The 23,388-nt window shown below is 65.2% G+C and carries 30 protein-coding genes; 18 read left to right on the top strand and 12 right to left on the bottom strand.

What is annotated here, in order from left to right; genetic code table 11:
• Positions 1 to 77 precede the first annotated feature (77 nt).
• Genes CJO11_RS08845 through CJO11_RS08790 form a run of 12 tightly spaced genes read left to right on the top strand, consistent with a single transcriptional unit; the run spans position 78 to position 8,074 of the window.
• Positions 78 to 959 (top strand): helix-turn-helix domain-containing protein, encoded by an 882-nt coding sequence (locus CJO11_RS08845; RefSeq protein WP_169829163.1) that lies wholly within the window; start codon positions 78 to 80, stop codon positions 957 to 959.
• Positions 960 to 992: 33 nt separating this feature from the next.
• Complete coding sequence (locus CJO11_RS08840) at positions 993 to 1,403, top strand: RrF2 family transcriptional regulator (protein ID WP_095012380.1); 411 nt, start codon at positions 993 to 995, stop codon at positions 1,401 to 1,403.
• Positions 1,400 to 2,881 carry a Fe-S cluster assembly protein SufB gene (gene sufB / locus CJO11_RS08835; RefSeq protein ID WP_095012379.1) on the top strand — a complete coding sequence of 494 codons (1,482 nt, stop codon included), beginning with the start codon at positions 1,400 to 1,402 and terminating at the stop codon, positions 2,879 to 2,881. The genes CJO11_RS08840 and sufB overlap by 4 nt, the downstream gene beginning before the upstream one ends.
• A complete protein-coding gene (locus CJO11_RS08830) occupies positions 2,878 to 3,228 on the top strand; it encodes a hypothetical protein (protein WP_095012378.1) in 351 nt (116 codons plus the stop codon). The genes sufB and CJO11_RS08830 overlap by 4 nt, the downstream gene beginning before the upstream one ends.
• Positions 3,225 to 3,746, top strand: a complete 522-nt coding sequence (locus CJO11_RS08825; protein ID WP_095012377.1) for an endonuclease domain-containing protein — start codon at positions 3,225 to 3,227, stop codon at positions 3,744 to 3,746. Before CJO11_RS08830 ends, CJO11_RS08825 begins: the two co-directional genes overlap by 4 nt.
• Positions 3,743 to 4,036: a hypothetical protein gene (locus tag CJO11_RS08820; protein ID WP_150125004.1), complete on the top strand. Its 294-nt coding sequence runs from the start codon at positions 3,743 to 3,745 to the stop codon at positions 4,034 to 4,036. The genes CJO11_RS08825 and CJO11_RS08820 overlap by 4 nt, the downstream gene beginning before the upstream one ends.
• A gap of 6 nt (positions 4,037 to 4,042) precedes the next feature.
• The gene (gene sufC / locus CJO11_RS08815; RefSeq protein ID WP_095012375.1) at positions 4,043 to 4,792 is read left to right on the top strand and encodes a Fe-S cluster assembly ATPase SufC; all 750 of its coding nucleotides are present in this window, start codon (positions 4,043 to 4,045) and stop codon (positions 4,790 to 4,792) included.
• Positions 4,785 to 5,558, top strand: coding sequence for a SufD family Fe-S cluster assembly protein (locus CJO11_RS08810; protein ID WP_095012374.1), 774 nt, complete (start codon positions 4,785 to 4,787; stop codon positions 5,556 to 5,558). The genes sufC and CJO11_RS08810 overlap by 8 nt, the downstream gene beginning before the upstream one ends.
• The gene (locus tag CJO11_RS08805; protein ID WP_205651052.1) at positions 5,558 to 6,742 is read left to right on the top strand and encodes an aminotransferase class V-fold PLP-dependent enzyme; all 1,185 of its coding nucleotides are present in this window, start codon (positions 5,558 to 5,560) and stop codon (positions 6,740 to 6,742) included. Before CJO11_RS08810 ends, CJO11_RS08805 begins: the two co-directional genes overlap by 1 nt.
• Entirely contained in the window at positions 6,739 to 7,218 is a 480-nt protein-coding gene (locus CJO11_RS08800; protein ID WP_095012372.1) for an SUF system Fe-S cluster assembly protein, read from the top strand. Before CJO11_RS08805 ends, CJO11_RS08800 begins: the two co-directional genes overlap by 4 nt.
• The gene (locus CJO11_RS08795) at positions 7,215 to 7,715 is read left to right on the top strand and encodes a GNAT family N-acetyltransferase (protein ID WP_240504400.1); all 501 of its coding nucleotides are present in this window, start codon (positions 7,215 to 7,217) and stop codon (positions 7,713 to 7,715) included. Before CJO11_RS08800 ends, CJO11_RS08795 begins: the two co-directional genes overlap by 4 nt.
• Positions 7,712 to 8,074, top strand: coding sequence for a HesB/IscA family protein (locus CJO11_RS08790; protein ID WP_095012371.1), 363 nt, complete (start codon positions 7,712 to 7,714; stop codon positions 8,072 to 8,074). The genes CJO11_RS08795 and CJO11_RS08790 overlap by 4 nt, the downstream gene beginning before the upstream one ends.
• A 42-nt stretch (positions 8,075 to 8,116) precedes the next feature.
• Here CJO11_RS08790 and CJO11_RS13410 read toward each other — a convergent pair whose 3' ends face one another.
• Entirely contained in the window at positions 8,117 to 8,563 is a 447-nt protein-coding gene (locus tag CJO11_RS13410) for a hypothetical protein (RefSeq protein ID WP_240504398.1), read from the bottom strand.
• A gap of 10 nt (positions 8,564 to 8,573) precedes the next feature.
• Complete coding sequence (locus CJO11_RS08780) at positions 8,574 to 9,257, bottom strand: EI24 domain-containing protein (RefSeq protein WP_095012370.1); 684 nt, start codon at positions 9,255 to 9,257, stop codon at positions 8,574 to 8,576.
• A 122-nt stretch (positions 9,258 to 9,379) separates the two neighbouring features.
• Here CJO11_RS08780 and CJO11_RS08775 point away from each other — a divergent pair, with 122 nt between their 5' ends.
• Positions 9,380 to 10,375, top strand: a complete 996-nt coding sequence (locus CJO11_RS08775) for an adenosine kinase (protein ID WP_095012369.1) — start codon at positions 9,380 to 9,382, stop codon at positions 10,373 to 10,375.
• 15 nt (positions 10,376 to 10,390) lie between these two features.
• On the opposite strand, the gene CJO11_RS08770 is transcribed toward CJO11_RS08775, so the two are convergent.
• The 3 genes from CJO11_RS08770 to purD form a co-directional block, all read right to left on the bottom strand.
• Complete coding sequence (locus tag CJO11_RS08770; RefSeq protein ID WP_095012368.1) at positions 10,391 to 10,756, bottom strand: bleomycin resistance protein; 366 nt, start codon at positions 10,754 to 10,756, stop codon at positions 10,391 to 10,393.
• A gap of 108 nt (positions 10,757 to 10,864) precedes the next feature.
• Positions 10,865 to 12,130, bottom strand: coding sequence for an MFS transporter (locus tag CJO11_RS08765; protein WP_095012367.1), 1,266 nt, complete (start codon positions 12,128 to 12,130; stop codon positions 10,865 to 10,867).
• 41 nt (positions 12,131 to 12,171) lie between these two features.
• Positions 12,172 to 13,479: a phosphoribosylamine--glycine ligase gene (purD, locus tag CJO11_RS08760; RefSeq protein ID WP_095012366.1), complete on the bottom strand. Its 1,308-nt coding sequence runs from the start codon at positions 13,477 to 13,479 to the stop codon at positions 12,172 to 12,174.
• Here purD and xseA point away from each other — a divergent pair.
• Genes xseA through CJO11_RS08740 form a run of 4 tightly spaced genes read left to right on the top strand, consistent with a single transcriptional unit; the run spans position 13,478 to position 17,015 of the window.
• Positions 13,478 to 14,893 carry an exodeoxyribonuclease VII large subunit gene (xseA, locus tag CJO11_RS08755; protein WP_095012365.1) on the top strand — a complete coding sequence of 472 codons (1,416 nt, stop codon included), beginning with the start codon at positions 13,478 to 13,480 and terminating at the stop codon, positions 14,891 to 14,893. The two genes, purD and xseA, sit on opposite strands and share 2 nt — an antisense overlap.
• A gap of 18 nt (positions 14,894 to 14,911) precedes the next feature.
• On the top strand, positions 14,912 to 15,112 hold the full coding sequence (locus tag CJO11_RS08750) for a DUF2093 domain-containing protein (RefSeq protein WP_095012364.1): 201 nt from the start codon (positions 14,912 to 14,914) through the stop codon (positions 15,110 to 15,112).
• Complete coding sequence (locus tag CJO11_RS08745; protein ID WP_095012363.1) at positions 15,109 to 15,993, top strand: M23 family metallopeptidase; 885 nt, start codon at positions 15,109 to 15,111, stop codon at positions 15,991 to 15,993. Before CJO11_RS08750 ends, CJO11_RS08745 begins: the two co-directional genes overlap by 4 nt.
• Positions 15,945 to 17,015 carry an esterase-like activity of phytase family protein gene (locus CJO11_RS08740; RefSeq protein ID WP_095012362.1) on the top strand — a complete coding sequence of 357 codons (1,071 nt, stop codon included), beginning with the start codon at positions 15,945 to 15,947 and terminating at the stop codon, positions 17,013 to 17,015. Before CJO11_RS08745 ends, CJO11_RS08740 begins: the two co-directional genes overlap by 49 nt.
• A gap of 78 nt (positions 17,016 to 17,093) precedes the next feature.
• Here CJO11_RS08740 and rpmB read toward each other — a convergent pair whose 3' ends face one another.
• Positions 17,094 to 17,378 (bottom strand): 50S ribosomal protein L28, encoded by a 285-nt coding sequence (gene rpmB / locus CJO11_RS08735; protein WP_095012361.1) that lies wholly within the window; start codon positions 17,376 to 17,378, stop codon positions 17,094 to 17,096.
• A 99-nt stretch (positions 17,379 to 17,477) separates the two neighbouring features.
• Between rpmB and tadA the strand changes: the two genes are divergently transcribed.
• Complete coding sequence (gene tadA / locus CJO11_RS08730) at positions 17,478 to 17,933, top strand: tRNA adenosine(34) deaminase TadA (RefSeq protein ID WP_095012360.1); 456 nt, start codon at positions 17,478 to 17,480, stop codon at positions 17,931 to 17,933.
• Here the strand turns inward: tadA and CJO11_RS08725 are convergent, their stop codons facing one another.
• The 6 genes from CJO11_RS08725 to CJO11_RS08700 all read right to left on the bottom strand — a co-directional run bounded on the left by CJO11_RS08725 (position 17,934) and on the right by CJO11_RS08700 (position 23,382).
• Complete coding sequence (locus CJO11_RS08725) at positions 17,934 to 18,623, bottom strand: ribonuclease T2 family protein (RefSeq protein ID WP_240504395.1); 690 nt, start codon at positions 18,621 to 18,623, stop codon at positions 17,934 to 17,936.
• A gap of 2 nt (positions 18,624 to 18,625) precedes the next feature.
• A complete protein-coding gene (nadC, locus tag CJO11_RS08720; protein ID WP_095012359.1) occupies positions 18,626 to 19,489 on the bottom strand; it encodes a carboxylating nicotinate-nucleotide diphosphorylase in 864 nt (287 codons plus the stop codon).
• A gap of 73 nt (positions 19,490 to 19,562) precedes the next feature.
• Positions 19,563 to 20,363 carry a LytR/AlgR family response regulator transcription factor gene (locus tag CJO11_RS08715; protein ID WP_095012358.1) on the bottom strand — a complete coding sequence of 267 codons (801 nt, stop codon included), beginning with the start codon at positions 20,361 to 20,363 and terminating at the stop codon, positions 19,563 to 19,565.
• Positions 20,360 to 21,589 carry a sensor histidine kinase gene (locus CJO11_RS08710; protein WP_095012357.1) on the bottom strand — a complete coding sequence of 410 codons (1,230 nt, stop codon included), beginning with the start codon at positions 21,587 to 21,589 and terminating at the stop codon, positions 20,360 to 20,362. The genes CJO11_RS08715 and CJO11_RS08710 overlap by 4 nt, the downstream gene beginning before the upstream one ends.
• Before the next feature lie 69 nt (positions 21,590 to 21,658).
• Entirely contained in the window at positions 21,659 to 22,657 is a 999-nt protein-coding gene (locus CJO11_RS08705) for a PDZ domain-containing protein (RefSeq protein WP_240504393.1), read from the bottom strand.
• A complete protein-coding gene (locus tag CJO11_RS08700; protein ID WP_240504392.1) occupies positions 22,654 to 23,382 on the bottom strand; it encodes a DsbA family protein in 729 nt (242 codons plus the stop codon). Before CJO11_RS08700 ends, CJO11_RS08705 begins: the two co-directional genes overlap by 4 nt.
• Positions 23,383 to 23,388: the final 6 nt, after the last annotated feature.

The raw sequence follows: 23,388 nt of genomic DNA, 5'->3' as shown, positions 1-23,388 counted from the left end.
GAAACGAATCGGAACGCGGCGCCGCGGCCGAGCGAGAGCTTACCTCGCAAGACCTGATTCGACTCGAGTACCTGACAGTGCCCGAAGCACTCGCGCCGTTCATCACGACCTTTTACCTTTTCCGTTGCGAAGAGCGCGATATTCGCGACGTCCAGCCCGCTGCGGTCGGCCAGCTGATGCTTTTCCTCCACGGTCAGGGGACGATGACTTTCCACGACGGGAATTCCGATCCATCGACGCGGCAGAACTTGCTGACCCCGCAGAGCAGGGCCGCGACGGTCGAGGTCACCGGTCCGCTGCATGTGTTCGGAGTGGTTCTTTCTCCGCTCGGTTGGGGAGCGATATCCGGGCTCGACGCCGGCAAATGGGGCAACCGCCTGCTCGATGCCGTGGAGGTGTTGGGGGACGGCATCGCTACGCTTGGCGAGGCTGTGCGGGCAGCTTACCGCGCAAATCCCGAGACCGACGGGAGCGACCTCGTCGCGCTCGCCGCGCCATTCCTGCTCGAACGGGTCCAGCCGCTCGACCCCGGGCATATGCGCCTGCTGAGGAATGTCGCGCTCTGGCTTGGCGAATCGCTCAACCCGCCGGTCGAAGCGCTTTACGAACGCTGCACCTATTCGCGGCGCCAGGTACAGCGCCTCGTCAGCCGGTACTTCGGCTCGACCCCGCGCCAGCTTGCGCGGCAGTATCGCGCGCTGCGGGTCGTTGCCCTGCTCAACCAGCCGGGCATCACCGATTCTCAGGTCGCCGGGCTGCTCGAGAACTTTTACGACCAATCGCACATGATCCGCGAGATCCGCGAATTCGTCGGCCGCACGCCGGCGCGGCTCAACAGCGGTGACGCGCCGATCCTGGAAAGCCTGATCGACGTGCGCAATTTCCGCGAGATCGAGCCGAAGGTCGCTCCGCTGCCCAAGGATTGGGACAAGGTTGAAAAGGGAGACAACGGCGACTAGATGCAATTCGGAACGAATCGGTCCGAATAAGCTATGCGCCTGTCCAACCTTGCAGATTATGCCGTTGTCACAATGACCGCCGCCGCCCGCCATTGCGGTGGCGGGCGCGTATCGGCAGGCAAACTCGCATCCGAGACCGGCTTGCCCGCGCCGACCGTTGCCAAACTGGTCAGTCGCTTGACTGCTGCCGGGCTGCTGCGCTCGGTTCGCGGGGCGCACGGCGGGCTGCAACTTGCACGCCCCGCAGCGGCCATCACTCTGGCAGACATCGTCGAGGCAGTCGAAGGCCCGATCGCGCTCGCCGCGTGCGTCGAAGGCGATGATTGCGCGATCGATCACGATTGCAGCGTGCGCCCGCACTGGCCGGTGGTCGGCGCGGCGCTGCGCGGCGCACTGGCCGGCATCCCCCTGACGCAGCTTGCCACCATGCAGGAACCCGCATGACCGACGACGTGAATATCCAGGACAAGGACGCGCGCGAGGCCGCAGCAAAAGCTGCCGACTACGAGTTCGGCTGGTCGAGCGAGATCGACACCGAGTTCGCGCCCAAAGGCCTCGACGAAAGCACCGTCCGGTTCATCTCCGCCAAGAAGGGCGAGCCCGAATGGATGCTCGAATGGCGCCTCAAGGCCTTCCGCATGTGGCAGGAGATGGAAGAGCCGAACTGGGCCAAGCTCGGCTACCCGGCGATCGACTACCAGGATGCGTATTATTACGCCGCGCCGAAGAAGAAGGCCGAGCTTGCCTCGCTCGATGAGCTCGATCCCGACATCAAGGCGACTTACGACAAGCTCGGCATTCCGCTCGCCGAACAGGAAGTGCTCGCCGGCGTAAAAGGTGCGCGCAAGGTCGCGGTCGATGCGGTGTTCGACAGCGTTTCGGTGGCGACGACGTTCCGCAAGGAACTCGAAAGCGCGGGCGTCATCTTCCGCTCGATCAGCGAAGCGATCCGCGAATACCCGGACCTTGTGAAGAAGTGGCTCGGCAAGGTCGTGCCGCAGCACGACAACTTCTTCGCGACATTGAACAGCGCGGTCTTTTCCGACGGCACCTTCGTCTACATCCCCGAAGGCGTGCGCTGCCCGATGGAGCTTTCCACATATTTCCGGATCAACGCGGAAAACACCGGGCAGTTCGAACGCACGCTGATCGTGGCAGAGAAGGGCAGCTACGTGTCCTACCTCGAAGGGTGCACCGCGCCGATGCGCGACGAGAACCAGCTCCACGCGGCCGTAGTCGAGCTGGTCGCGCTCGAGGATGCCGAGATCAAGTATTCGACGGTGCAGAACTGGTACCCCGGCGATGCCGAGGGCAAGGGAGGGATCTACAATTTCGTGACCAAGCGGGCGCTGTGCCAGGGCGCGCGCAGCAAGGTCAGCTGGACGCAGGTCGAAACCGGCAGTGCGGTGACCTGGAAATACCCCTCGTGCGTGCTCAACGGGCAGGATTCGGTCGGCGAGTTCTACTCGGTGGCGGTTACAAATAACCACCAACAGGCCGACACGGGAACCAAGATGGTTCACAACGGCAAAGGTAGCCGCAGCACGATCATCTCCAAGGGGATCAGCGCCGGGGTGTCCAACAACACCTATCGCGGGCTGGTGCGCGTCGCCGCCAATGCCGACGGGGTGCGCAACTTCACCCAGTGCGACAGCCTGCTGCTGGGCGATACCTGCGGGGCGCACACCGTGCCCTACATCGAGGTCAAGAACCCCACTGCGCAGATCGAGCACGAGGCAACCACCAGCAAGATCAGCGACGACCGGCTGTTCTACGCGATGCAGCGCGGGCTCGACCAGGAAGCTGCGGTGGCGCTGATCGTCAACGGCTTCGCGAAAGAGGTGCTGAAAGAACTGCCGATGGAGTTTGCGGTGGAGGCGCAAAAGCTGCTGGCGATTTCGCTCGAAGGGAGCGTGGGGTGAGTTTCGCAGATAAAATTGTTGGTGCTCTTGTCGACCGCGTATGTTTCGGTGTCGCTCATTTTCAGCTTGGGCTGACGAAGGAGGACGACAGCTTCACGCTGACCTCTTCCGCCGACATCCTCTTGGACAATGAAAGTGGTGACTTTCGAGACGCTGATGCGCCCGCAGGACTGACTTCGTTGGTGGGCAAGCACATTGCCTCAATTGATTTGGACAAGGTCCCATCCAGCGCGCGTGTATCCTTTGCAGAGGGACCCACATTCACTGCAGTCTGGCCCGAGAAGATATATGACAATCTTTTTATCGTCCGGGTTGATGGGACGGAAGATTGGGGCGTGATCGGATGACCACCCGCAAGACCCTCCAGATCCGCTCTCCCGACGAGACCGCCGATGCAGCCCCCGCGCTCAAGAAGAAGGGCCGCGGGTGGGAGATCTCGGAGAAGCGGCTCGATGCGCTTCACGAACGCGCGCGCGAGTTGCGGCGGCATTCATCCGAGGCGCACAAGGTGCTCGCCGAGCGCTTCGCCAAGGCCGACATGGGCCGCTACAAGTTCACCCGGCACGCGGTCGTCGGCAGCGCGATCGTCGATTTCAACTGCCACAACCTCGGCATGGCGATCGACATCGACGAGGATGGCGAAGACGAAGCGCTCGCCAAGCGCCGCGACAAGAGCCTTGAATCGGTCGGCATCCGGGTGATGCGGATCAAGGCGGCAGATATCCTCGACAACATCGACGCCGTGCTGGCCCGGATCACCGCCGGGATGCGGATGCGCATCGCCGACAAGCAGGACGCGCGCCGCGCGCACCGCGCCAATTCCGCCCCGCGCAGGTCCCCAGCGAAAAGGAGCCTCACCCGATGATCGCAGCATTGGCCGTGATGGCGATGGCGCCGAACCACTTCTACGACGAGATCAAGGTCTATCTCGCGTGCCTCGAGCAAGGCCTGCCCGCCGACATGAACACCCGCGACTACCAGGCGCGGCTGCAGATCTACAACGCTGCGGCGGCCCGCTGCCAGCAGCAGCGCCAGGCCGCAATCGCTACGGCGGTGAAGGAACGCAAGCCCGACGTTTCGCCCGAACAGGCCCGCCAGCAAGCCGCGCAGATCATCGACGACCTCAGCCCCGCCGCCAAGAATTACGGAAACTGACCACCCATGTTGCAAATCACCGATCTCCACGCTGAAATCGACGGCAAGGCCATCCTGAACGGCCTGACCCTCACCGTGAACGCGGGCGAAGTGCACGCGATCATGGGCCCCAACGGCGCGGGCAAGTCGACGCTGGCCTATGTCCTGGGCGGCCGCCCGGGCTACGAAGTGACCGCCGGTTCGGTGACCTTCATGGGCGAAGACCTGCTGGCGATGGAGCCGCACGAGCGCGCTGCTGCCGGCATGTTCCTCGGCTTCCAGTACCCGGTCGAAATTCCCGGTGTATCCAACGTCCAGTTCCTGCGCGAGGCGCTCAATGCCCAGCGCGCCGCACGCGGGCAGGAGCCGATGACGGGCGGCGAGTTTCTCAAGCTGGCGAAGGAGAAGGCCGGGCTCCTCAAGCTCGACATGGACATGCTCAAGCGGCAGGTGAACGTCGGCTTTTCGGGCGGCGAGAAGAAGCGCGCCGAAATGGTCCAGATGGGCATCCTCGACCCGAAACTGGCAATCCTCGACGAAACCGACAGCGGGCTCGATATCGACGCTCTGCGGGTGGTCGGCGAAGGGATCAACGCGATCATGCGCGCACCCGAAAAGGGCGTGCTGCTGATCACCCACTACCAGCGGCTGCTCGACTACGTGAAGCCGGACCGGGTCCACATCCTCGCCAAGGGCCGCATCGTGAAGAGTGGTGGCCCCGAGCTGGCGCTCGAGCTGGAACGCGAAGGCTACGACGAGGTCATGGCCGATGCCTGAGGCCGCAACCCTTACGCGTCCGACCAACCGGGACGAGGACTGGCGCTATGCCGATCCGAAGTTCCTGGCCGAAGCGCCGCTGACCTATTTGGCCGAATGGGGCGAGATCACTGTGCCGCCCGGCGAAACGGTGCGCGACAATATCCGTCTCGACGACGGAGCGAGCGCTCTCGGTGCAGCGATCCGCACCCGCGTCCATGTCGGCAAGGGCGGACGGTTCGAATATTTCGCGACGATCGTCGGCGGGCCGTACCTGCGGATCGAACTCGAAGTGACGCTGGACGAAGGTGCGCATTTCGAATTCGGCGGCGTGACGCTGGGCGGCGACAGCAAGGTGCAGGAATTCGTCACCCGGGTAATTCATGCCGAGCCGGGTGCGACCAGCAACCAGGTCGTCCGTGCAGTGCAATGGGGCCACGCGACCGGCAACTTCCTCGGTCGGATCGAAGTCGTCCGCGACGCGCAGAAGACCGACGCGGGGCAGAACTTCAAGGCGATCCTGCTGGAGAAGGGCGCGTCGGCCAACGCCAAGCCCGAACTCGAAATCTACGCCGACGACGTGAAGTGCGCCCACGGCGCAGCGATCGGCGCGCTCGACGAAACCGCGGCGTTCTACATGGCCGCACGCGGGCTTCCGCCGCAGGCAGCGCGCAAGCTGCTGGTGCGCGCGTTCATCGCCGATGCCTTTGCTGCGGTCGAAGACGACGAGCTGCGCGAAGGCCTGCTCGAAGGCACGGTCTCGCACCTGGAACAGGCGGCGCTGTGATGGATGCCGCCATCCTCTCCCGCAAGGCGGACTTCCCGGGGCTGGTGACTGCAAGCGGCGCGCCGTGGCACTACCTCGACACGGCGGCCACCGCGCAGAAGCCGCAATGCGTGATCGATGCCGTCACCAAAGCGATCGGGGTCGATTACGCCACGGTTCATCGCGGGGTCTATTCGCGCAGCGCGGAAATGACCCAGGCTTACGAGGCCGCGCGCCGCCGGGTCGCGGCGTTCGTTGGTGGGGGCGAGGCGGAGATCGTGTTTACCCGCGGCGCGACCGAAGCGATCAACCTCGTCGCCTACTCCTATCCCGAAAAGGGCCGGGTGCTGCTTAGCCAGCTCGAGCACCATTCGAACATCGTGCCCTGGCAGCTCGCCGGGTGGCAGGTCGACGTCTGCCCGCTGACCGAGGATGGGAAGATCGATCTCGACGCTGCCGAAGCGATGCTGACCGGCGAGCACACAATGGTCGCGTTTGCCCACGTTTCCAACGTGCTCGGCTCGACGCTCGATGCGAAGCGTGCGGCGGAGCTGGCGCACAGCGTGGGCGCGAAGCTGCTGCTCGACGGGTGCCAGGCGGTGCCGCGCCTTCCAGTGAACGTCGCCGAGATCGGCTGCGATTTTTACGCTTTCTCGGGCCACAAGCTCTACGGCCCGACCGGGATCGGCGCGCTGTGGGGGCGGGCGGAACTGCTGGATGCCATGCCTCCGTGGCAGGGCGGCGGCGCCATGATCGACCGGGTGACCTTTGAAAAGACCACTTTCGGCCCGCCGCCCGAACGGTTCGAGGCCGGCACTCCCGCAATCGTCGAAGCACTCGGGATGGCTGCGGCTTGCGATTATGTCGATGCGGTCGGGCGCGAGGCAATCCACGCCCATGAGGCGGCGCTGGTGCGCACTTTGCGCGATGCCCTGCAGCCGATGAACGACGTGCGGCTGTTTGGCCCTGAAGACAGCGCGGGGATCGTCAGTTTCGAGCTGCAGGGCGTGCACCCGCACGATCTTGGCACGATCCTCGATGAGGAAAACGTCGCGATCCGCGCCGGGCACCACTGCGCCCAGCCGCTGATGCATTACTACGACGTGCCCGGCACCGCGCGCGCGAGCTTCGGACTCTACAGCGATCAAAGCGATATCGATGCGCTCCTGAAAGGGATCGAGCGCACACGGAGGATTTTCGGATGAACGAGGAACGCAAGATCTCGGTCGAGGAAGTCGATGCGGTCGAGACCCCGCCGCGCGCCCGGGTCGAGGATGCGGCGAGCGAGACACCCGCCGAGAAGCTTGAGCGCAAGCGCGACTATCTCGAAGGGTTCCTCGCACAGAAGCCACAGGTCGCAAGCTCCGCCGCTCCAGGCGGGCAGACCTACGAAGCGATCGTCGACGCGCTGAAGGAAATTTTCGATCCGGAAATCCCGGTCAATATCTACGATCTCGGGCTGATCTACGGGGTCGACGTGACCGACGATGGCGATGCCACCGTCACCATGACGCTGACCACCCCGCACTGCCCGGTGGCCGAATCGATGCCCGGCGAAGTCGAGTTGCGCGTCGCCACCGTGCCCGGCGTGCGCGATGCCGAAGTCGTTCTGGTGTGGGATCCGCCGTGGGGCCCCGACAAGATGACCGACGAAGCCCGGCTCGAACTGGGAATGCTGTGACCGCGCTCGCCCCTGACCTGACGGTTGCAAAGGCCGACTACAACGACCGCTCGGATGCGGAAGCGCTCGTCGCGCTGCTCGACGCATACGCGCGCGATCCGATGGGTGGCGGCGAACCGCTTGCCGAGGAAGTGCGAGAGCAGCTTGTGCCTGCGCTCGCCGAACAGTCCGGCGCATTCAGCCTGATCGCCCGGGTGCGCGGCAAACCGGCAGGGCTCGCCAACTGCTTCATGGGGTTTTCGACGTTTGCCGCCCGTCCGCTCGTCAACATCCACGACATCGCGGTGCTGGCCGAATTTCGTGGGCAAGGCGTCGGCCGCGCTCTGCTCGACGCTGTCGAAGCCGAGGCGCGGGCGCGCGGGGCGTGCAAGCTCACGCTCGAAGTGCTGTCGGGCAACGAACCGGCTATCGCCGCGTACCGCAAGGCGGGATTTGCGCAATACGGCCTTGATCCCGCAATGGGGACTGCCCAGTTCTGGGAGAGGAAACTCACATGACCGAAGCCAAGAGCACTCTCCGCCAGCGGCCCGCCGCCGTCACGCTGACCTCCGCTGCCGAAGCGCGGGTGGCAGAGCTTATGAGCAAGGCGCCCGCCGATGCCATTGGCGTCAAGCTGTCGACCCCGCGCAGGGGCTGTTCGGGGCTGGCCTACTCGGTCGACTACGTAACCGAGGAAGCCGGGTTCGACGAAAAGATCGAAACCCCCGGCGGCACGTTCTACATCGACGGGGCGAGCGTACTTTACCTCGTTGGCAGCACGATGGACTGGGCGGAAGACGATTTCACCGCCGGTTTCGTGTTCGACAACCCCAACGCGAAAGGCGCATGCGGGTGCGGCGAAAGCTTTATGGTCTGACGCCCCCGGGAAGCGCAGTGTCCCGCTATCTCTCGCTGGTCGCTATCGCTTGAGAGCTCTGACGCATGCTGCCCGGTCGACGTCGAGCCCATCACTCGCGCGCCGCGCGTCGACATAGGTAGCGGTCGGTTCCGCTCCCGGCTTTAGCGGGTAGAGATAGACGTCGAGCACGCAAGCCTCGCCGGAGAACTGCAGCTTGCGCGCATCGCCTTCCCACACGTCGAGCCGCGGTGTGCCGAATTCGCGTTCGAGCGCGGCCTTGTTCGCGCCGATCACGCCTTCGAGCCCGGCGGACCTCATCACTTGCGGCGGCACGAATCCGTCCCCGGCAGGCGGCGGCGGACGGGTGGCCGGGGTGTAAGTGACCTTCGGCGTGCGGGCCGGATTGTTTCGCTGCGGTGGGGAGGCCGAATTGATGTGCGTCGGCACCGCTGCGCCGCATGCGGCGAGCAGGAACGTGGCGGCAAGAGGGGCGATCGCCCGGATCATCGGTGTGCTTTTACCTGGCAGTCTTGCGGGAATGGACGAGATGGGTGGCAGTCGCCGCGCCGATCACAGGAGCGAGCAGGTTGGCGAACGGCACCAGCATGAGCGCTGCGACAATTCCGCCCAGCGCGAACCGCGTCAAGCCGGGCAGCGGCAAACCGCTCTCTGCCGACGCCCGGTGGCGGAGCCGGACCATGTCGGTCAACTCGCGGCCGAGCAGCCACGCATTCACCGCCCAGAACAGGATCGCAGTGCCCACCCCTGTCACCAGCAGCAAGAGCGCGAATGGCAGCGCAACGAGGTTAGCGACAAGGGCGCGAAGCAAACCCCCCATCGAATTGGCAAGATCGTCGGCAAATGGCAGGTCGCGCCGGGTCGCGAGGGCATCGGGATAGTGCCGTGCCTCGACCGCCTTCACGATGTCGTCGGCAAAGAATTGCAGGACCGCGAGTGCGACCAGCCGGAACAATAGCCATCCGCCGAGCGCCGTCAGCAAGATGGCGCCCAGTGCACCCAGCGTATCGTTCCACGCCACGCCGTAGTGCGCCAGAAGAGCGGCAAAACCATACCAGGCGCCCACCCCGAGCAGCACGAAGGCAGCCAGGGTGATCGCCACCGATCGCGCGAGGACCGACAGGATCGACCGGTCGCCCAATTGCCCGAAGGCCATGGCAAATGCATGGAAAACGCCCGTCATTCCCGGGTTGTCTCGGCGAGCCTTTGCCGCAAGTCAATCCGCCGCATTGCGGCCTTGGCGTGAGCGCCCGCAGCGGCTAGGCGCAGCGCTTACTCCCTTCTCTCCCCAATCGCAGGAATTCCATGACCAAGCCCCGCTACGACGTAATCGCGATCGGCAATGCTATCGTCGACGTGATGGCCCCGTGCAGCGAAGAGCTTATCGAAGAGCTCGAACTCAACAAGGGCGGGATGACGCTGGTGGACGCCGAAGGAGCCGAGCGACTGTACCAGGCGATGGGCCCGGCACGCGAGATATCCGGCGGATCGGCGGCGAATACGCTCGCTGGCCTCTCAGCGCTTGGCGCGCAATGCGCCTTTATCGGCCAGGTGGCCGACGACCAGCTCGGCGCGGTGTTCGCGCACGATATCCGCGCCGTAGGGATCGATTTCGATACCCCGCCGCGGGCCGAGGACCCGCCAACCGCGCGTTGCCTGATCTTCGTCACGCCCGACGCACAGCGGACGATGAACACGTTCCTCGGCGCGAGCCAGTTCCTCCCGCCTGCTTCACTCGACGACGAAGCCGTAGCGGCTGCGAGCGTGCTCTACCTCGAGGGTTACCTGTGGGATCCGGAAGAGCCGCGCGCGGCGATGCGCCGCGCGATCGAGGCCGCGAGAGCGGCAGGCCGCAAGGTGGCCTTCACCTTGTCAGAAGTGTTCGTGATCGACCGCCACGGCGACGACTTCCGCGCGCTCATCGAGGACGGACTGATCGACATCCTGTTCGCCAACCATCACGAACTCGAAGCGCTGACCGGGGCCAACGATTTCGAGGCCGGAATCGCCGCCCTCCACGGCAAGGTGCCGACACTGGTCGTGACGCGAAGCGCCGATGGCGCGGTGGCTGTGGCTGATGGCGTGCGCGCGGAAGTCGCTGCCGAGCCGATCGACGAAGTGGTCGACACGACCGGGGCGGGCGATCTGTTCGCGGCCGGGTTCCTTTATGGCCACGTGCGTGGTGAGCCGCTCGAGCGCTGCCTCAGGCGCGGTGCAATCGCAGCCGCCGAAATCATCAGCCACTACGGTGCCCGCCCGGAGGCGGACCTCAATCAGTTGATGGCGGAAAAGCTGGGCTGAGCAAGTTTCCGACGGTCACCGCTGCTGGAATACTACAGTGTTGCCGCTGGGGTCATCGACATAGAATTCACGCGTGCCCCAGCTCTGATCAATCGGGCCTTCATGGGCCGGTGAATTCGCTCTTTTCGGGACCGACAGGCCCCGAGCGACAAACGAGGCAAACAAGGCGTCAACATTCTCGCAGACAACGATGAACGACGCACCGCCAGCTCGTCTCCCATCCGGCGAGAGATTCAGGTGAAGTTCGTCGCTCCCTCTATGAAGTACGGCGTAGAAGGGAGCCTCTGGCGGGGCGGCAAAGGCCAGTTCGAAATCGAGCACACGGGTATGAAACGCAATAGCCTCTGGAATGTCTCGCTCGACAAGCACCGGGATTATCATGGCATCGCCCCCATGGTAAGTTCGCGACCTCTAACGCACGACACCGCGCAGGCATCAAAGCTCTCCGAAGCCCGCGCACAAGATGGGGCGGGCCAAAGCAATCCGGCCCTACTCCGCCGCCACGCCTTCGCCGCGCACCGGCATCGGGGCGAACAGCCGCAGGATCACCAGTGAAGTCATCAGCCAGCCTCCTGCAAGCGCCAACGTGACCGGTATGGTAGTGTGTTCCGACACCGTGCCCCAACTCCATGCGCCTAGTGCCATCCCGCCGAACGTTATCGCCTGGTAGAGCGACATGCAGCGCCCGAGGATGTTCTCCGGCGCGCGCATCTGGACCGCGACGTTGATCGAGGTCAGCGCCATCACCCAACCCGACCCGGCGACGAATGCGGCGGGTAGGGCCATTGGTATTGTCGCGGCGTTGAGCAGGATGAGGTATCCGATGGTGAACGCCAGCGTACCGGCTCCGACCACCGCCTCCGATCCGATCCGGCGCCGCAGATTCGAGACGAACAGTGCCGACACGATCGAAGCAATCCCGAACGCGCCGAGCATCAGGCCATAATCGATCTCGTTGCCGTGGAGCCGATTGCGGACGATTACCGGCAGCAGCGCCGAATAGGCGGCGAATCCAAAGCCGAGGCAGAAGCCACGCAGCAGCACCCGGCGCAAGGGACTCGACCCGGCGCTGAAGCGAATCCCCGCCGCGATCGAAGCGAGCATCGGCTCACGCGCGGGAGCGCTTAGTTGCGGTTTCCACCGCAAGAGCACCACGATCAGCAAGGTGTAGCTGAGCGCATTGAGGCCGAACGCCAGCGTCACGCTCCAGATCGAGATCAACAAGCCGCCGAGCGCTGGCCCAACGCTGCGCGCCAGGTTGAACGCGATCGTGTTGAGGCTGATCGCTTGTGGCAGGTCCCGCCGTCCGACTTGCGCACGCACCGATGCCTGCCACGCAGGTGCGTTGAGCGCGGTGCCGATCCCGACCATCAGGGTGAAACCAAGCAAGCTCCATGGTGTGATCGCCCCGGCCCAGCTGACGAACGTGAGGATCGCCGACACCACCAGCATCCCGATCTGCGCCGCGAGCATCACCCGGCGGCGGTCGAAATTGTCGGCGATTGCGCCGGCGAATACCCCGAACGCCATGATCGGCAAGGTTGCCGAAGCCTGCACCAGCGCGATCAGGACGTGCGATTTCGTTAGGTCGGTCATCAACCACGCAGCCGCAACCGCCTGGATCATAGAGCCGAGGTTGGAAACAAGGTTGGCGATCCAGATTGCGCGGAACGCCGGGTATCCGAACGGAGCGAGCGTGCCGCCCGTGGCCATCATGCCGCTGCGCGCTGGGGCTGTATCAGGTCCGTCGGCCATGCCTGCTTGCGATGGGGCCGCGGCGGGCGGCGGTCAAGCGGCTAGCTTGCCTTGCCCGATCTGGCAGCGGCTTCGCGGGCGATTTCCCGCCAACCAATGTCGCGACGGCAGAACAGGCTGGGGGCTTCAATCTCATCGACCGCTCCGTATGCCGCGGCGGCCGCCTCGGTGACGGTTTCTCCCAGCGCGGTTACGTTGAGCACGCGCCCGCCGCTGGCGACCAACTGGCCATCCTTCAGCGCGGTGCCGGCATGGAACACCTTCGCGCCGTCTTCCTCTGCTTCGCCCAGGTCAATCGCGCCGCCCTTTTGCGGCGTGCCGGGATAGCCCTCGGCCGCCATCACGACCGTGAGCGCAGTTTCCGATCGCATGTGAACCCGCTGGATAGTGCCGAGGCGGTTCTCGGCGCAGGCCAGCAGCAGTTCGCCGAGGTCGTCTTCGAGCCGCATCATCAGCACCTGGCATTCGGGATCGCCGAAGCGGCAGTTGTATTCGATCAACTTCGGGCCGTGTTCGGTCAGCATCAGGCCAGCAAAAAGTACCCCCGAATAGGGAGTTCCCTCATCGGCAAGGGTGCGCACGGTAGGGGCGATGATCCGTTCGAGCACTTGCCCGCGGGTGATCGGGTCGAGTATGCGGGCTGGCGAATAGGCGCCCATCCCGCCGGTGTTCGGCCCGGTATCGCCTTCGCCAACCCGCTTGTGATCCTGGGCAGAGCCGAACGTCATCACACTTGCGCCGTCGGTTAGCGCAAAAAAGCTCGCTTCCTCGCCGGTCATGAATTCCTCGATCACGACTTCGGCCCCGGCTTCGCCGAACTGCCCGCCGAACATCTCGGCCAGCGCCGCTTCGGCATCGGTGCGGGTTTCAGCGATCACCACACCCTTGCCCGCCGCTAGGCCGTCGGCTTTCAGCACATAGGGAGGGTTGAAGTTTTCAAGCGCGGCAAGCGCGTTGTTGAGCGAAGTGGCGCGCACGTATCCGGCGGTCGGGATCCCGGCGCGCTGGCACAGGTCCTTGGTGAAGCCCTTGCTGCCCTCGAGCTGGGCTGCCGCCTTGCTCGGGCCGAACACCGCAATGCCCGCTTCGCGCAAGCTATCGCCGAGGCCATCGACCAGCGGAGCCTCCGGGCCGACCACCACCAAGCCCACACCGTGCCCGTCGCAAAACGCAATCACTGCGCCATGATCGCTCGCATCGAGTGCAACCAACTGGGCATGGTCGGCAATCCCCGGGTTGCCCGGCGCGGCGTAGAGGGTATCGTCACGCCCGGCGAGCAGCCGCGATTTGGCCAACTTCCACGCCAGTGCATGTTCGCGTCCGCCACCGCCCAGCAGAAGGATATTCATGGCCGCTCCCGAAGATTCAGATGAAGGTGCTGGCGGGCTGGTAGCGAAGGGGCGCGCCGGGGACAACGCCGAGCCGCTTTCGGTCAGCGAACTTTCCGCTGCGCTGAAGCGGACGGTAGAGGAAAGTTTCGGATTCGTGCGGCTACGCGGCGAACTTTCCGGCGTGAAGCGCGCGGCCAGCGGGCATCTCTATTGCGCGCTGAAAGACGACAAGGCGGTGATCGACGGGGTGATGTGGCGCGGCAATGCCGAGCGGCTGGCGTTCGCCCCCGAGGATGGGCTGGAAGTAATCGCCAGCGGCAAGCTGACGACATACCCCGGCCGCTCGAAATACCAGATTGTGATCGACCGGCTCGAACTGGCCGGTGAAGGCGCGCTGCTCGCATTGCTCGAGAAGCTGCGCCAGCGGCTCGGCGCGGAAGGGCTGTTCGCCCCCGAACGCAAGCGGCCACTCCTGTTCCTGCCGCGCACGATCGGGGTGGTCACCAGCCCCACAGGTGCAGTGATTCGCGACATCCTGCACCGGCTGGCGGATCGCTTCCCCAGCCACGTGATCGTGTGGCCCGTGCTGGTGCAGGGGAAAGGCTCGGCCGAGCAGGTCGCTGCGGCGGTGCGCGGATTCTCCGCCATGCCCGAGGGCGGGCAGGTCCCGCGCCCCGACCTCGTGATCGTTGCGCGCGGCGGCGGCTCGATCGAGGATCTGTGGGGCTTCAATGAGGAAGTTGTGGTTCGCGCAATATCAGAATGTACCATTCCGGTTATTTCTGCGGTGGGCCACGAAACCGATACCACGCTGGCCGACTACGCCGCCGACCGCCGCGCGCCGACCCCTACCGCGGCGGCGGAAATCGCTGTGCCCGTCCGCGCCGAACTTGCCGCGGTGCTGCTCGACTTTGCCGGGCGGCAACAGCGCGCGATCCTGCGGCCCGTCGCGCTCGGACGCGAACGGCTCGCCGCGCGCGCCGACCGCCTGCCAAAGATCGAAGCGCTGCTCCAGCCGCAAGCGCAGAAGCTCGACGAGCTCACCGAGCGGTTGCGGCGCGGTCTGGCGGATCGGGCAGCGAACGCACGCGACAGGCTCCAGTCCGACCGCGCACGCCTCTCCGCCCCGCTGCTCAAGTCACGCCTCGATCGCGCGCGCGACCGGCTCGAGGCCACCGCCCGGCTGATGGCCTCGCTCGATCCCGACGCGGTGCTCCAACGCGGCTATGCGAGGGTCACAACCACCGACGGACGGACGCTGACCGATGCGGCGCTGGCGCGGAAGGAGGACGCGCTTACCTTGCGCTTCCGGGATGGCGAGCTCGGCGTTGTCCCGAACGACGGACCGCCACCCACGGCAAAGCGCCAGAAGCCTCGCCCCGTCCCGCCCAGGCAACGCCCGGTGCAGGATGATTTGTTCGGCGAGGGCTGACTTGCTAAGACGCACGCCATGTTGATGAAATCCGGCGATCCCGCCGCCCAGTTGATCTATGGCCCCAACGGCTTTCGCGTCATGCGCCCGGGCAAGTATGTGCTGTGCGCTGTAAGCGGCGTGCCCGTCCCGCTCGAGGAATTGCGCTACTGGAGCGTCACCCGGCAGGAGGCCTACGCCACCGCCGAGGTAGCCACCCGGCGCATGCTCGACGAATGAAGCCGGCCATCCTGGTCTGCCTTGCAGCGACGGGCGTCTTGCTGGCGGCGTGCGCAGGAAGCAATGGAGTGGCGGCAGAAAGCAATGCCTCGACACCAGCCGACGCGAACTCCGCCCGTGCGGAAGTGTTCCGCTTCCAGGGCAATGTCGAACAGGGCGGCTGGATCCGCGGGCTGGCCCCGGCTGGAGCGGTGTCGGCGACGTTCGATGGAAAACCGCTCAAGCTCGATTCGCAGGGCAGGTTTTTCGCCGGGTTCGACCGCAATGCAGGCACCAGTGCGACGCTGACGGCGACGCTCGCCGACGGGCAGACGGTCTCCGATTCGCTGGCCGTCAAACCGCGCGAATGGCAGATCGAGCGGGTCAACGTGCCGATGCACAAGGGCGAGCCGAGCGCGGCATTCATGGCGATTCGCCTCCCCGAACTGGCGCAGATCAAGGCTGCGCGCGCCGAAGAGCACGCCAGCGACGGATGGGAGCAACATTTCATCTGGCCCGTAAAGGGGCGCATTTCCGGCAGGTTCGGCTCGCAGAGGATCTACCAGGGTGTGCCGGGCAGCTATCACACCGGGCTCGACATCGCGACGGGTGAGAGCGGCACACCGTTCGTCGCGCCAGCGGACGGAGTGGTTGTGCTCGCGGCAGAAGACGAGCCGTTCAGCCTTGAGGGCCACCTGCTGATGATCGACCACGGGCACGGACTCAACAGCGCGTTCCTCCACGCCTCTAAGCTGGTTGTAAAGGTCGGCGATCACGTCAAGCAGGGTCAACTGCTCGGCTATATCGGGATGACCGGGCGCGCGACCGGCCCGCATTTGCACTGGTCGATCAAATGGCGCGACGCGCGGCTCGATCCGCTGCTGTTCCTGCCGCCAATGTGAAGCTGGCCCGGGTGCGACTCCGCGTGCGGCGCTGGCGCCTCGCGGCGATTGTGGTCGTCGTGCTCGCCCTTGCCTCGGGAACCTGGTTGCGCGCGCCCGAGCCCGAACGCGACCATTCGCCAACCATCACGCTGACCCCGCTGCCGCTCGAACAGAGAACACTCGGCCCATTCGCTGTCGAAGGGGCATGGCGGGTCGACAGCGGCAATTTCTGGTTCGGCGGGTATTCGGCGCTACTCGCGCTCGACCGCACGACGCTGTTCGCCGGCGCCGATCGCGGATGGACGCTGCGCTTCGCGATGCCCGGCGGCGCAGAGCCGGTGCGCGAGCGCGGCGTGTTCCACCCGGTGACGCGCAACTATGCCGACAAGCGACTGTCCGACCTCGAATCGCTTACCCGCGATCCCACCACCGGGCAGATTTGGGGCGGGTTCGAATGGATCAATGCGATCGCTCGGCTCGACCTTGACGGCAAGGAAGCGAAGGCCATCCGCCCCGCGGCGATGCGCAACTGGCCCGACAACACCGGCGCGGAAGGGATGGTGCGACTTGGCGACGGGCGGTTCCTCGTTTCGTCCGAAGCGATTTCCAGCCGCACCGCCGACGGCGACCTCCACACGCTGCTGGTGTTTCCCGGCGATCCGGTGAGCGGGGTGCGCCCGACGAAGCTGACAATGCTCACCCCGCAGGGCTATCGCCCGGTCGACATGGCGCAATTGCCCGATGGCCGGGTGATGGTGCTGATGCGCAAGACGCACTTCCTGCCGCTGCTGCATTTTACCGGGCGGCTGGCGATCTACGATCCGCGCACGCTGTCGCGCGATGCCCCGTGGCAGGGCCGGGTGCTGGCGAAACTGCAACCGCCGCTCCCTACCGACAATTACGAAGGGCTGGCGATCCTGCCCGATGGTCAGGGGCCGGGCGTGACGTTGTGGCTGATTTCCGACGACAACCGGATGCTGGTGCTCCAGCGCACCCTGCTGCTCAAGTTGCACTGGCAGCCGGATCAGGCGGCCTCCTGACACGCGAAAGGCGCGCGACGGGCCTGCCCCATCGCGCGCCTTTTCAAAATCCGCTCCCTCAATCGAGGGAGGCAGCAATCAGGCAGCTGCGGCTTTCTTCAGCTCGCGCTTCACCTTCAGCGCGCGGGCGCTGAGCTTGCTGTCGCTGGTCTTGAGCAGCCAGTTGTCCAGCCCGCCGTTGTGCTCGACCGAGCGCAGGCCCTGGGTCGACACGCGGAACTTGAAGCTGCGATCGAGCCTCTCGCTCATCAGCGTGACGTTCTGCAGGTTGGGCAGGAAGACCTTCTTGGTCTTGTTGTTGGCGTGGCTCACGTTGTGGCCGACCTGGCGGCCCTTGCCGGTCAGTTCGCAGATGCGCGACATGATCAATCTCGTTCGTAAATGGTTGCCGGTAGTCCGGGAAAGGCGCGCGCATAGCGAGAGGCTCGCGAATCGTCAAGCATCGCGCTACCGCTTCGCCGCATGACCCGCTGGCCTTTGCCCGAACCGATGAAACGCGCACTCGCGCTCGCTGCCGAGGCTGCGGAGGCAGGCGAAGTGCCGGTCGGCGCGGTGGTGGTCAAGGACGGGAAGGTGATCGGCGAAGGTCGCAATGCACCGCGCGCCACCCACGATCCCACTGCCCATGCCGAGATCGCAGCGATTCGCGCCGCAGCCAGGGCGCTCGGCGACGAGCGGCTGGCCGGGTGCGAACTGTTCGTAACGCTGGAACCGTGCGCGATGTGCGCCGGGGCGATCGTCCACGCGCGAATCGCCCGCGTCACATACGGTGCACCAGACCCCAAGGGCGGCGCGGTCGCCCACGGCGCGCGGGTGTTCGACCAGCCGGGCTGCCTGCACCGCCCCGAAGTGGTAAGCGGCATCGGCGAGGGCGAAGCTGGAGAACTGCTGAGGGAATTCTTCCGCGAGCGGCGTTGACTAAAGCCCTCGCCAGATTTTCACCTTCACGGCGTCGTTCGGGCCGAAGCGCCGCCGGTCGCAGGTGGTGGGCATGAAGTCCTTCGCGTAGCATAACCGCAATTCCTGGAGCCAGCCGCGCCTGTTGAGCACGATCCCCACTGCGCTGCGCGGCCAGTCGGGATTGGCGAGGGTAAACGCATCGCGCAGTTTGCCTGCGGTTAGGTCCGGGTCACGCGAGAGACGGTCGAGATCGGGCTTGCGCAAGCCCTCCCACAGGATGCGAGTGACCTCGAAGTATCCTTCCGGCGTGCGGATCATGCATGCGCCGTGCTTGGCCCACTCGTTCGCCTGCACCCGCGCGGAGGGCATCATGCACAGATTGCGCCGTACTTCGGATGGAGCGAGTTTGCGCGGAGTCGGGCACCATTGAGGCCACGTCCCGCGCCCCTCCGGCCACAGCCCATGCACCACCAGGCCGAACAGCCCGTTGCGGCCCGAACACTGCATCGCGTCGCGCGCGCTCGACTTGCGCGGCTTGCAAAACTCGGGGCTCCAGCTGAGCGCCAGCGTGTAGCCTGCGACCGGCACCCGCCGTGTCGGCCCGTCAGGATGAACCTGCGGCACCGAAACCGATTGCGGCACCCGGCACTGGTAGGCCTGGGCTAAGGCAGGCACCGGCAAGGCCAGCAAGGCGAGGGCAATCAGCACCCTCACAGGGCAGTGAAGTCCAGTCCGATATCCGCCGCGGGCGCGCTTTGGGTCAGGCGGCCGACCGATACATAGTCCACCCCGCTCGCAGCCTTGGCCTTGATCGTATCGAGGCTGATCCCGCCGCTCGCCTCGGTCGGCACACGGCCTGCCACCAGCGCGACCGCTTCGCGCAAGGTCGCGGGGTCCATATTGTCGAGCAGCAGGCGGGTCGCGCCCGCCGCGAGTGCCGGTTCGATCTGGTCGATCCGATCGACCTCGCAGATGATCTCGGTGACTCCGGCATCGACCGCGCGGCGCACCGCTTCGCCGACCGATCCGGCGACGAGTACGTGGTTGTCCTTGATCATCGCTGCGTCCCACAGACCCATGCGGTGGTTGCTGCCGCCACCCATCCGCACTGCGTATTTCTCGAGGTGGCGCAAGCCGGGAATGGTCTTGCGGGTGTCGAGAAGGGTGCAGTCGGGATTGTCCATCGCAGTGACATATTCGCGGACCAGCGTGGCGATGCCCGAGAGGTGCTGGACAGTGTTGAGCGCGCTGCGTTCGGCGGTCAGCATCGCGCGGGCATTGCCAGCGAGCCGCATCAGGTCGGTGCCGGAACCAACCGCCTCTCCTTCCGCCACCAGCATCTCGATTTCCATCTCGGGATCGAGTGCGCGGAAAAACGCCTCCGCCACCGGCAACCCCGCGACGATGATCGCGTCGCGGCTGTCCATCACTCCGGAAAACCGCGCATCCGCTGGGATTACACTTTCCGAAGTGACGTCATGCCCGCCACCGGGAAGACCCTCGCCGAGGTCCTCAGCCAAGGTGGCCGCCACGAAGGCGTCGATATCGAAACCCGGGAGCGCGAATGGTGTCATCGGATCGTTCCTAAACGGACCCGCCGGGTCCGCAAGGCCGCACGACCGCCCGGATGGGCGCGCGAAAAGCAAATCAGTGTACGAATCTGGCCACTACATCCCTGTAGCTGCGGCTGACCTTCACTTCGGCGCCGCTCTCAAGCACCAGGAAGCATTCACCGTTGGTGTGCGGGCGGACCTGGCGGACCTGGTTCAGGTTGACGATCGTCGAGCGATGGACGCGCTGGAATGTGCGTGGGTCGAGCCGCCGCTCGAGATCCTTCATCGTTTCGCGCAGGATCAGCGAATTGTCGCCGGTGTAGATGCACATGTAATCGCCCGCGGCCTCGATATGCTCGATCGAATCGACCTCGACGCGGAAGATCTGCCCGCGATCCTTGATGTTGATCAGCTTCTCGAACCGGTCGCTGCTCTCGCTGCCATCATCATCGACGAATTCCTCCGCCGCCTCGGGCGCGACTTCGCTGAGCACGCTCAGAAGTTTCTCCGCATCCTCCGCGCTGCGCTTTTCCGCCAGCCGCACGCGTACCCGCTCGATCGTATCGGCGAGCTTGTCCTCGTCGACCGGCTTCATCAGGTAGTTGACCGCGTTCGCTTCGAATGCGCGGATCGCGTGTTCTTCGTAGGCGGTGACGAACACGAATAGCGGCGGCTCGATTTCCATCACGCCCTTGACCACCGAAAACCCGTCGAACCCCGGCATCTGGATGTCGAGGAACACGAGGTCGGGCTTCTCGGTCTTGATCGCGCGGATCGCTTCGCGCCCGTTAGCGCACGTGCCGATGATCTCGACGTCATCGAATTTTTCGAGCCGCAGTTGCAGCCCCTGGATAGCGAGTTTTTCATCGTCGACGACAAGGGTGCGGATGGTCATGCCGGTGTGGTTCCAATCGGGCGCGCAGGTCCGCGCGAGGGGGAAGTGGGCGTAGCGGCAACGCTCGGGATCGCTGCCGGTTTCGCCGCCGGGGTTTCGGCCGCTACGTCAGCAGCCGTTTGATAGGGTATCTCGATGATCACGGTAAACCCGCCCTCGGGTGGATTGCGGATCTCGAAGCGGTGATCGTCTCCATAAGCCTGGGCCAGCCGGTCGCGGATGTTGGCAAGTCCCACGCCGGTCGACACGGTCCTGCCGGCACCCGCAAGCGCCATCGGCAAGCTGGCGCGCTGGCGTGCGTTGCGCAAGCCCGGGCCGGTGTCCGACACGGCCACGCGCAGCCGTTGTCCGACGAGTTGCGCAGTGAGGCTGATCTGCGCGCCCTCCTCTTGCGGGCTCACGGCATATTTGATCGCGTTTTCGACCAGCGGCTGGAGCAGCATCGCCGGCAGGCAGGCCTTGGCTGCCTCGGGCTCGACCTCGAACGCAGTCCGCAGCCGCTCCTCGAACCGCATCCGTTCTATCTCGAGGTAGAGTTGCAGCGTCTCGACTTCCTGCGCCACCGTCACCTTGCCGCTCGGCTGGGATATCAGCGTGTGCCGCAGGAAGCCCGAAAGGCGGGTGAGCATGGCGTTGGCCGGCTCGGTTTGCTTGAGCAACACCAGCGTGGAAATCGAATTGAGCGTGTTGAACAGGAAATGCGGGTTGAGCTGGTAGCGCAGCATCGCCAGCTGCGCGCTGGTCGCCTGCGCCTCGAGCCGCTCGAGCCGATCGGCCTGTTCTTCCACCTGGAGGAAGAAGTTGATCGCGTAATAGAGCGCCGACCACGCGCCGAGCAGCGTGCCGTCGAGGTAAGCGAGCGCAACCATTCGCTGGACAAAGCTCGAGTCGCGAATGCCCGAGTAGTAGATTCCCTGCAGCCACGAATCGATCGCCGCATAGGTCGCCACCGAGAGCAGCAGCACAAGCGCCGTCGCTCCCCACGATACCACCGCCGGGCGGCGGATCAGTTGGCGATAGACCACCGACAGGATCAAGCTGATCGAGAACCCGGTGAGCATTTCGACCATGATGACCAGCAGCAGGTCGAGCGACTGCTCGTTGGCCAGCGCGGATGTCACGCGCAGCAGCATCACGCCGCCCCAGCCCGCAAACTGCAGGTACCAGAATGCGCTGTTCTTGTTCTTGAAGAACGGCGCCGGACGGAGTGGCAGCATCATCGCCATGGTTGCGTCATAACCTAATCCCTCCGCCCCGTCAGACAAGATTTGGCAGTGGAGGTGGCGCCCGGACCGTTAATCTGTTGGCCACGGCGCGGGCACGGTGCGCACAAAGTGTGTCCGCCAGTCGGCCTGTCCGTCTTCGGTCATCAATTGCTCGATCCGGGGGATTTCGGCGGCAACGAACTTTGCCCGCTCATCCCACCCGTCGTGCGTGCGCGAGCGGAAGATCCATCCGTCGTGCTTCGGGCCCCAGTGCTGGAAGAAGCGTACTGCGGCGTTGGGATCGTATCCCGCGTTGGCGAGCAACCACGGCATCATCCGGTCGGCTTCGCGCTCGGTCAGGCGGACGTTCTTCATCTTGCGCCCGACTGTGTCGAGCCATGCGCGGTGCTGGAGGATGTTGTGCGCCAGTTCGTGCGCCAGCGCAGCGGCGAATTCATCCTCGACATAACCGGTGGCGGAAAATCCGCTGCCGATCAGCACCCGCTCGCCGTCGGCCTCAGCCTTGCTCTTCGACGGCAGCAGCTCGAACCGGCTGCGACACGCAGGCACACCAACGATACGCGCCAAATGCGCGCTGCCATCGCTGGTGCTGCGCCAGGCGATCGCCACAGACCCGTCACGCGCAAGGTCGGTATCGATCATGTCGTGCAGACCCTTGAGCCGCTTCCAGTCATTGGGCCCCGCTGGCGGAAGATCTGCCATCTTTGCATCGTCGATCGCAACGATTTCATCGTTCGGGGCCAGCCCCGCCTGCGCCGCGGGCGAGCCCGGGATCGCCGCTTCGACTGCGATATCACCCGCAATACCCGTCGCAGCACGCATCCGCGCGGGGTCGGCGTAGTTCTCCATGTCCTGGAGCAGCAGCCCGATCGCCGGATGGGGTGCGGAGCAGAACCGCGCATTGCCGGTGACAAGTTTCCAGCCGACCTCCTGCAGCCGCAGGTCCTCGGCCTGGAGCTGGGCTAGATCCGCCCGGTCGCGCGCCAGGCTGGCGTGCGCGGGAGCAGCAACCTGCAAGGCAAGCAGGGCGCCGGCAATCGCTGCGACTGGTCGGCGGAAGACCCTCACCCTTCGGTCGAATCCGCCGGGCGCATATTGCGTGCAGAAGCGATCGCATCGGCCAGTTGTGCCTCGCCCAGCGCGCCGGCAATGACCCGATCCCCGGCGATGAACGCCGGTGTGCCATCAAAGCCCATCTGGCGGGCTAGCGCGTAATTCTTCTGCAGCTCGAGCGTCGCGGCGGGAGAACCCCCGTCGATCTGGGCCTGCTTGAGGTCGATCCCGGCCTTCTTCGCTGCCGCCAGGATCGTGTCGCGACTGGGCGGGCCGCCGGAGAACATGGCGTCGTGGAACGCGGCATATTTGCCTTGCTTCGCCGCTGCCAAGGCCATCCGCGCCGCCGCTTCGCTGCCTTCGAAGATCGGCCATTCGCGTACAACCACCCGCAAGTCGGGATTGGCGGCTATCAGGTTCTGCACGTCGGGCACCGAATGGCGGCAGAACGTGCAACCGTAATCGCTGAATTCGACCAGCGTAACGCTTCCCTTCGGGTTTCCGAGCACCGCGCCGGGAAACGGGGTCGTCAGGTCGGTACGGATGCCCGCCAACCGCTTGGCATTTTCCTGGTCCTGCAACCGCTGCGCCATGTCCTTCAGGACATCGGGATGATCCATCAGCCAGGCGCGGGTAGCCGAGCCTTGCAGCGGGGTGAGCGAATATCCCCACGCACCGACAAAGCCGAACACCAGCGCGACAAGCGCTGCGGGAATAAGGGAAAGCAAGCGGTTCATCATGGCCCC

Source organism: Tsuneonella mangrovi (genome assembly GCF_002269345.1).
Taxonomy (GTDB): Bacteria; Pseudomonadota; Alphaproteobacteria; order Sphingomonadales; family Sphingomonadaceae; genus Tsuneonella; species Tsuneonella mangrovi.
This window is presented reverse-complemented; position numbering and strand designations above follow the sequence as displayed.

What these genes read in the sequence shown, in the direction of transcription:
- CJO11_RS08800 (WP_095012372.1), top strand. Translation starts at nt 6,739, where the DNA reads ATGAACGAGGAACGCAAGATCTCGGTCGAGGAAGTCGATGCGGTCGAG.
- CJO11_RS08775 (WP_095012369.1), top strand. Translation starts at nt 9,380, where the DNA reads ATGACCAAGCCCCGCTACGACGTAATCGCGATCGGCAATGCTATCGTC.
- CJO11_RS08700 (WP_240504392.1), bottom strand. Translation starts at nt 23,382, where the DNA reads ATGATGAACCGCTTGCTTTCCCTTATTCCCGCAGCGCTTGTCGCGCTG.
- CJO11_RS08710 (WP_095012357.1), bottom strand. Translation starts at nt 21,589, where the DNA reads ATGGCGATGATGCTGCCACTCCGTCCGGCGCCGTTCTTCAAGAACAAG.
- rpmB (WP_095012361.1), bottom strand. Translation starts at nt 17,378, where the DNA reads ATGTCGCGCATCTGCGAACTGACCGGCAAGGGCCGCCAGGTCGGCCAC.
- CJO11_RS08745 (WP_095012363.1), top strand. Translation starts at nt 15,109, where the DNA reads ATGAAGCCGGCCATCCTGGTCTGCCTTGCAGCGACGGGCGTCTTGCTG.
- nadC (WP_095012359.1), bottom strand. Translation starts at nt 19,489, where the DNA reads ATGACACCATTCGCGCTCCCGGGTTTCGATATCGACGCCTTCGTGGCG.
- xseA (WP_095012365.1), top strand. Translation starts at nt 13,478, where the DNA reads ATGGCCGCTCCCGAAGATTCAGATGAAGGTGCTGGCGGGCTGGTAGCG.
- CJO11_RS08820 (WP_150125004.1), top strand. Translation starts at nt 3,743, where the DNA reads ATGATCGCAGCATTGGCCGTGATGGCGATGGCGCCGAACCACTTCTAC.
- purD (WP_095012366.1), bottom strand. Translation starts at nt 13,479, where the DNA reads ATGAATATCCTTCTGCTGGGCGGTGGCGGACGCGAACATGCACTGGCG.
- CJO11_RS08805 (WP_205651052.1), top strand. Translation starts at nt 5,558, where the DNA reads ATGGATGCCGCCATCCTCTCCCGCAAGGCGGACTTCCCGGGGCTGGTG.
- sufB (WP_095012379.1), top strand. Translation starts at nt 1,400, where the DNA reads ATGACCGACGACGTGAATATCCAGGACAAGGACGCGCGCGAGGCCGCA.
- CJO11_RS08840 (WP_095012380.1), top strand. Translation starts at nt 993, where the DNA reads ATGCGCCTGTCCAACCTTGCAGATTATGCCGTTGTCACAATGACCGCC.
- CJO11_RS08715 (WP_095012358.1), bottom strand. Translation starts at nt 20,363, where the DNA reads ATGACCATCCGCACCCTTGTCGTCGACGATGAAAAACTCGCTATCCAG.
- sufC (WP_095012375.1), top strand. Translation starts at nt 4,043, where the DNA reads ATGTTGCAAATCACCGATCTCCACGCTGAAATCGACGGCAAGGCCATC.
- CJO11_RS08810 (WP_095012374.1), top strand. Translation starts at nt 4,785, where the DNA reads ATGCCTGAGGCCGCAACCCTTACGCGTCCGACCAACCGGGACGAGGAC.
- CJO11_RS08740 (WP_095012362.1), top strand. Translation starts at nt 15,945, where the DNA reads ATGGCGCGACGCGCGGCTCGATCCGCTGCTGTTCCTGCCGCCAATGTG.
- tadA (WP_095012360.1), top strand. Translation starts at nt 17,478, where the DNA reads ATGACCCGCTGGCCTTTGCCCGAACCGATGAAACGCGCACTCGCGCTC.
- CJO11_RS08780 (WP_095012370.1), bottom strand. Translation starts at nt 9,257, where the DNA reads ATGACGGGCGTTTTCCATGCATTTGCCATGGCCTTCGGGCAATTGGGC.
- CJO11_RS08750 (WP_095012364.1), top strand. Translation starts at nt 14,912, where the DNA reads ATGTTGATGAAATCCGGCGATCCCGCCGCCCAGTTGATCTATGGCCCC.
- CJO11_RS08770 (WP_095012368.1), bottom strand. Translation starts at nt 10,756, where the DNA reads ATGATAATCCCGGTGCTTGTCGAGCGAGACATTCCAGAGGCTATTGCG.
- CJO11_RS08825 (WP_095012377.1), top strand. Translation starts at nt 3,225, where the DNA reads ATGACCACCCGCAAGACCCTCCAGATCCGCTCTCCCGACGAGACCGCC.
- CJO11_RS08765 (WP_095012367.1), bottom strand. Translation starts at nt 12,130, where the DNA reads ATGGCCGACGGACCTGATACAGCCCCAGCGCGCAGCGGCATGATGGCC.
- CJO11_RS13410 (WP_240504398.1), bottom strand. Translation starts at nt 8,563, where the DNA reads ATGATCCGGGCGATCGCCCCTCTTGCCGCCACGTTCCTGCTCGCCGCA.
- CJO11_RS08790 (WP_095012371.1), top strand. Translation starts at nt 7,712, where the DNA reads ATGACCGAAGCCAAGAGCACTCTCCGCCAGCGGCCCGCCGCCGTCACG.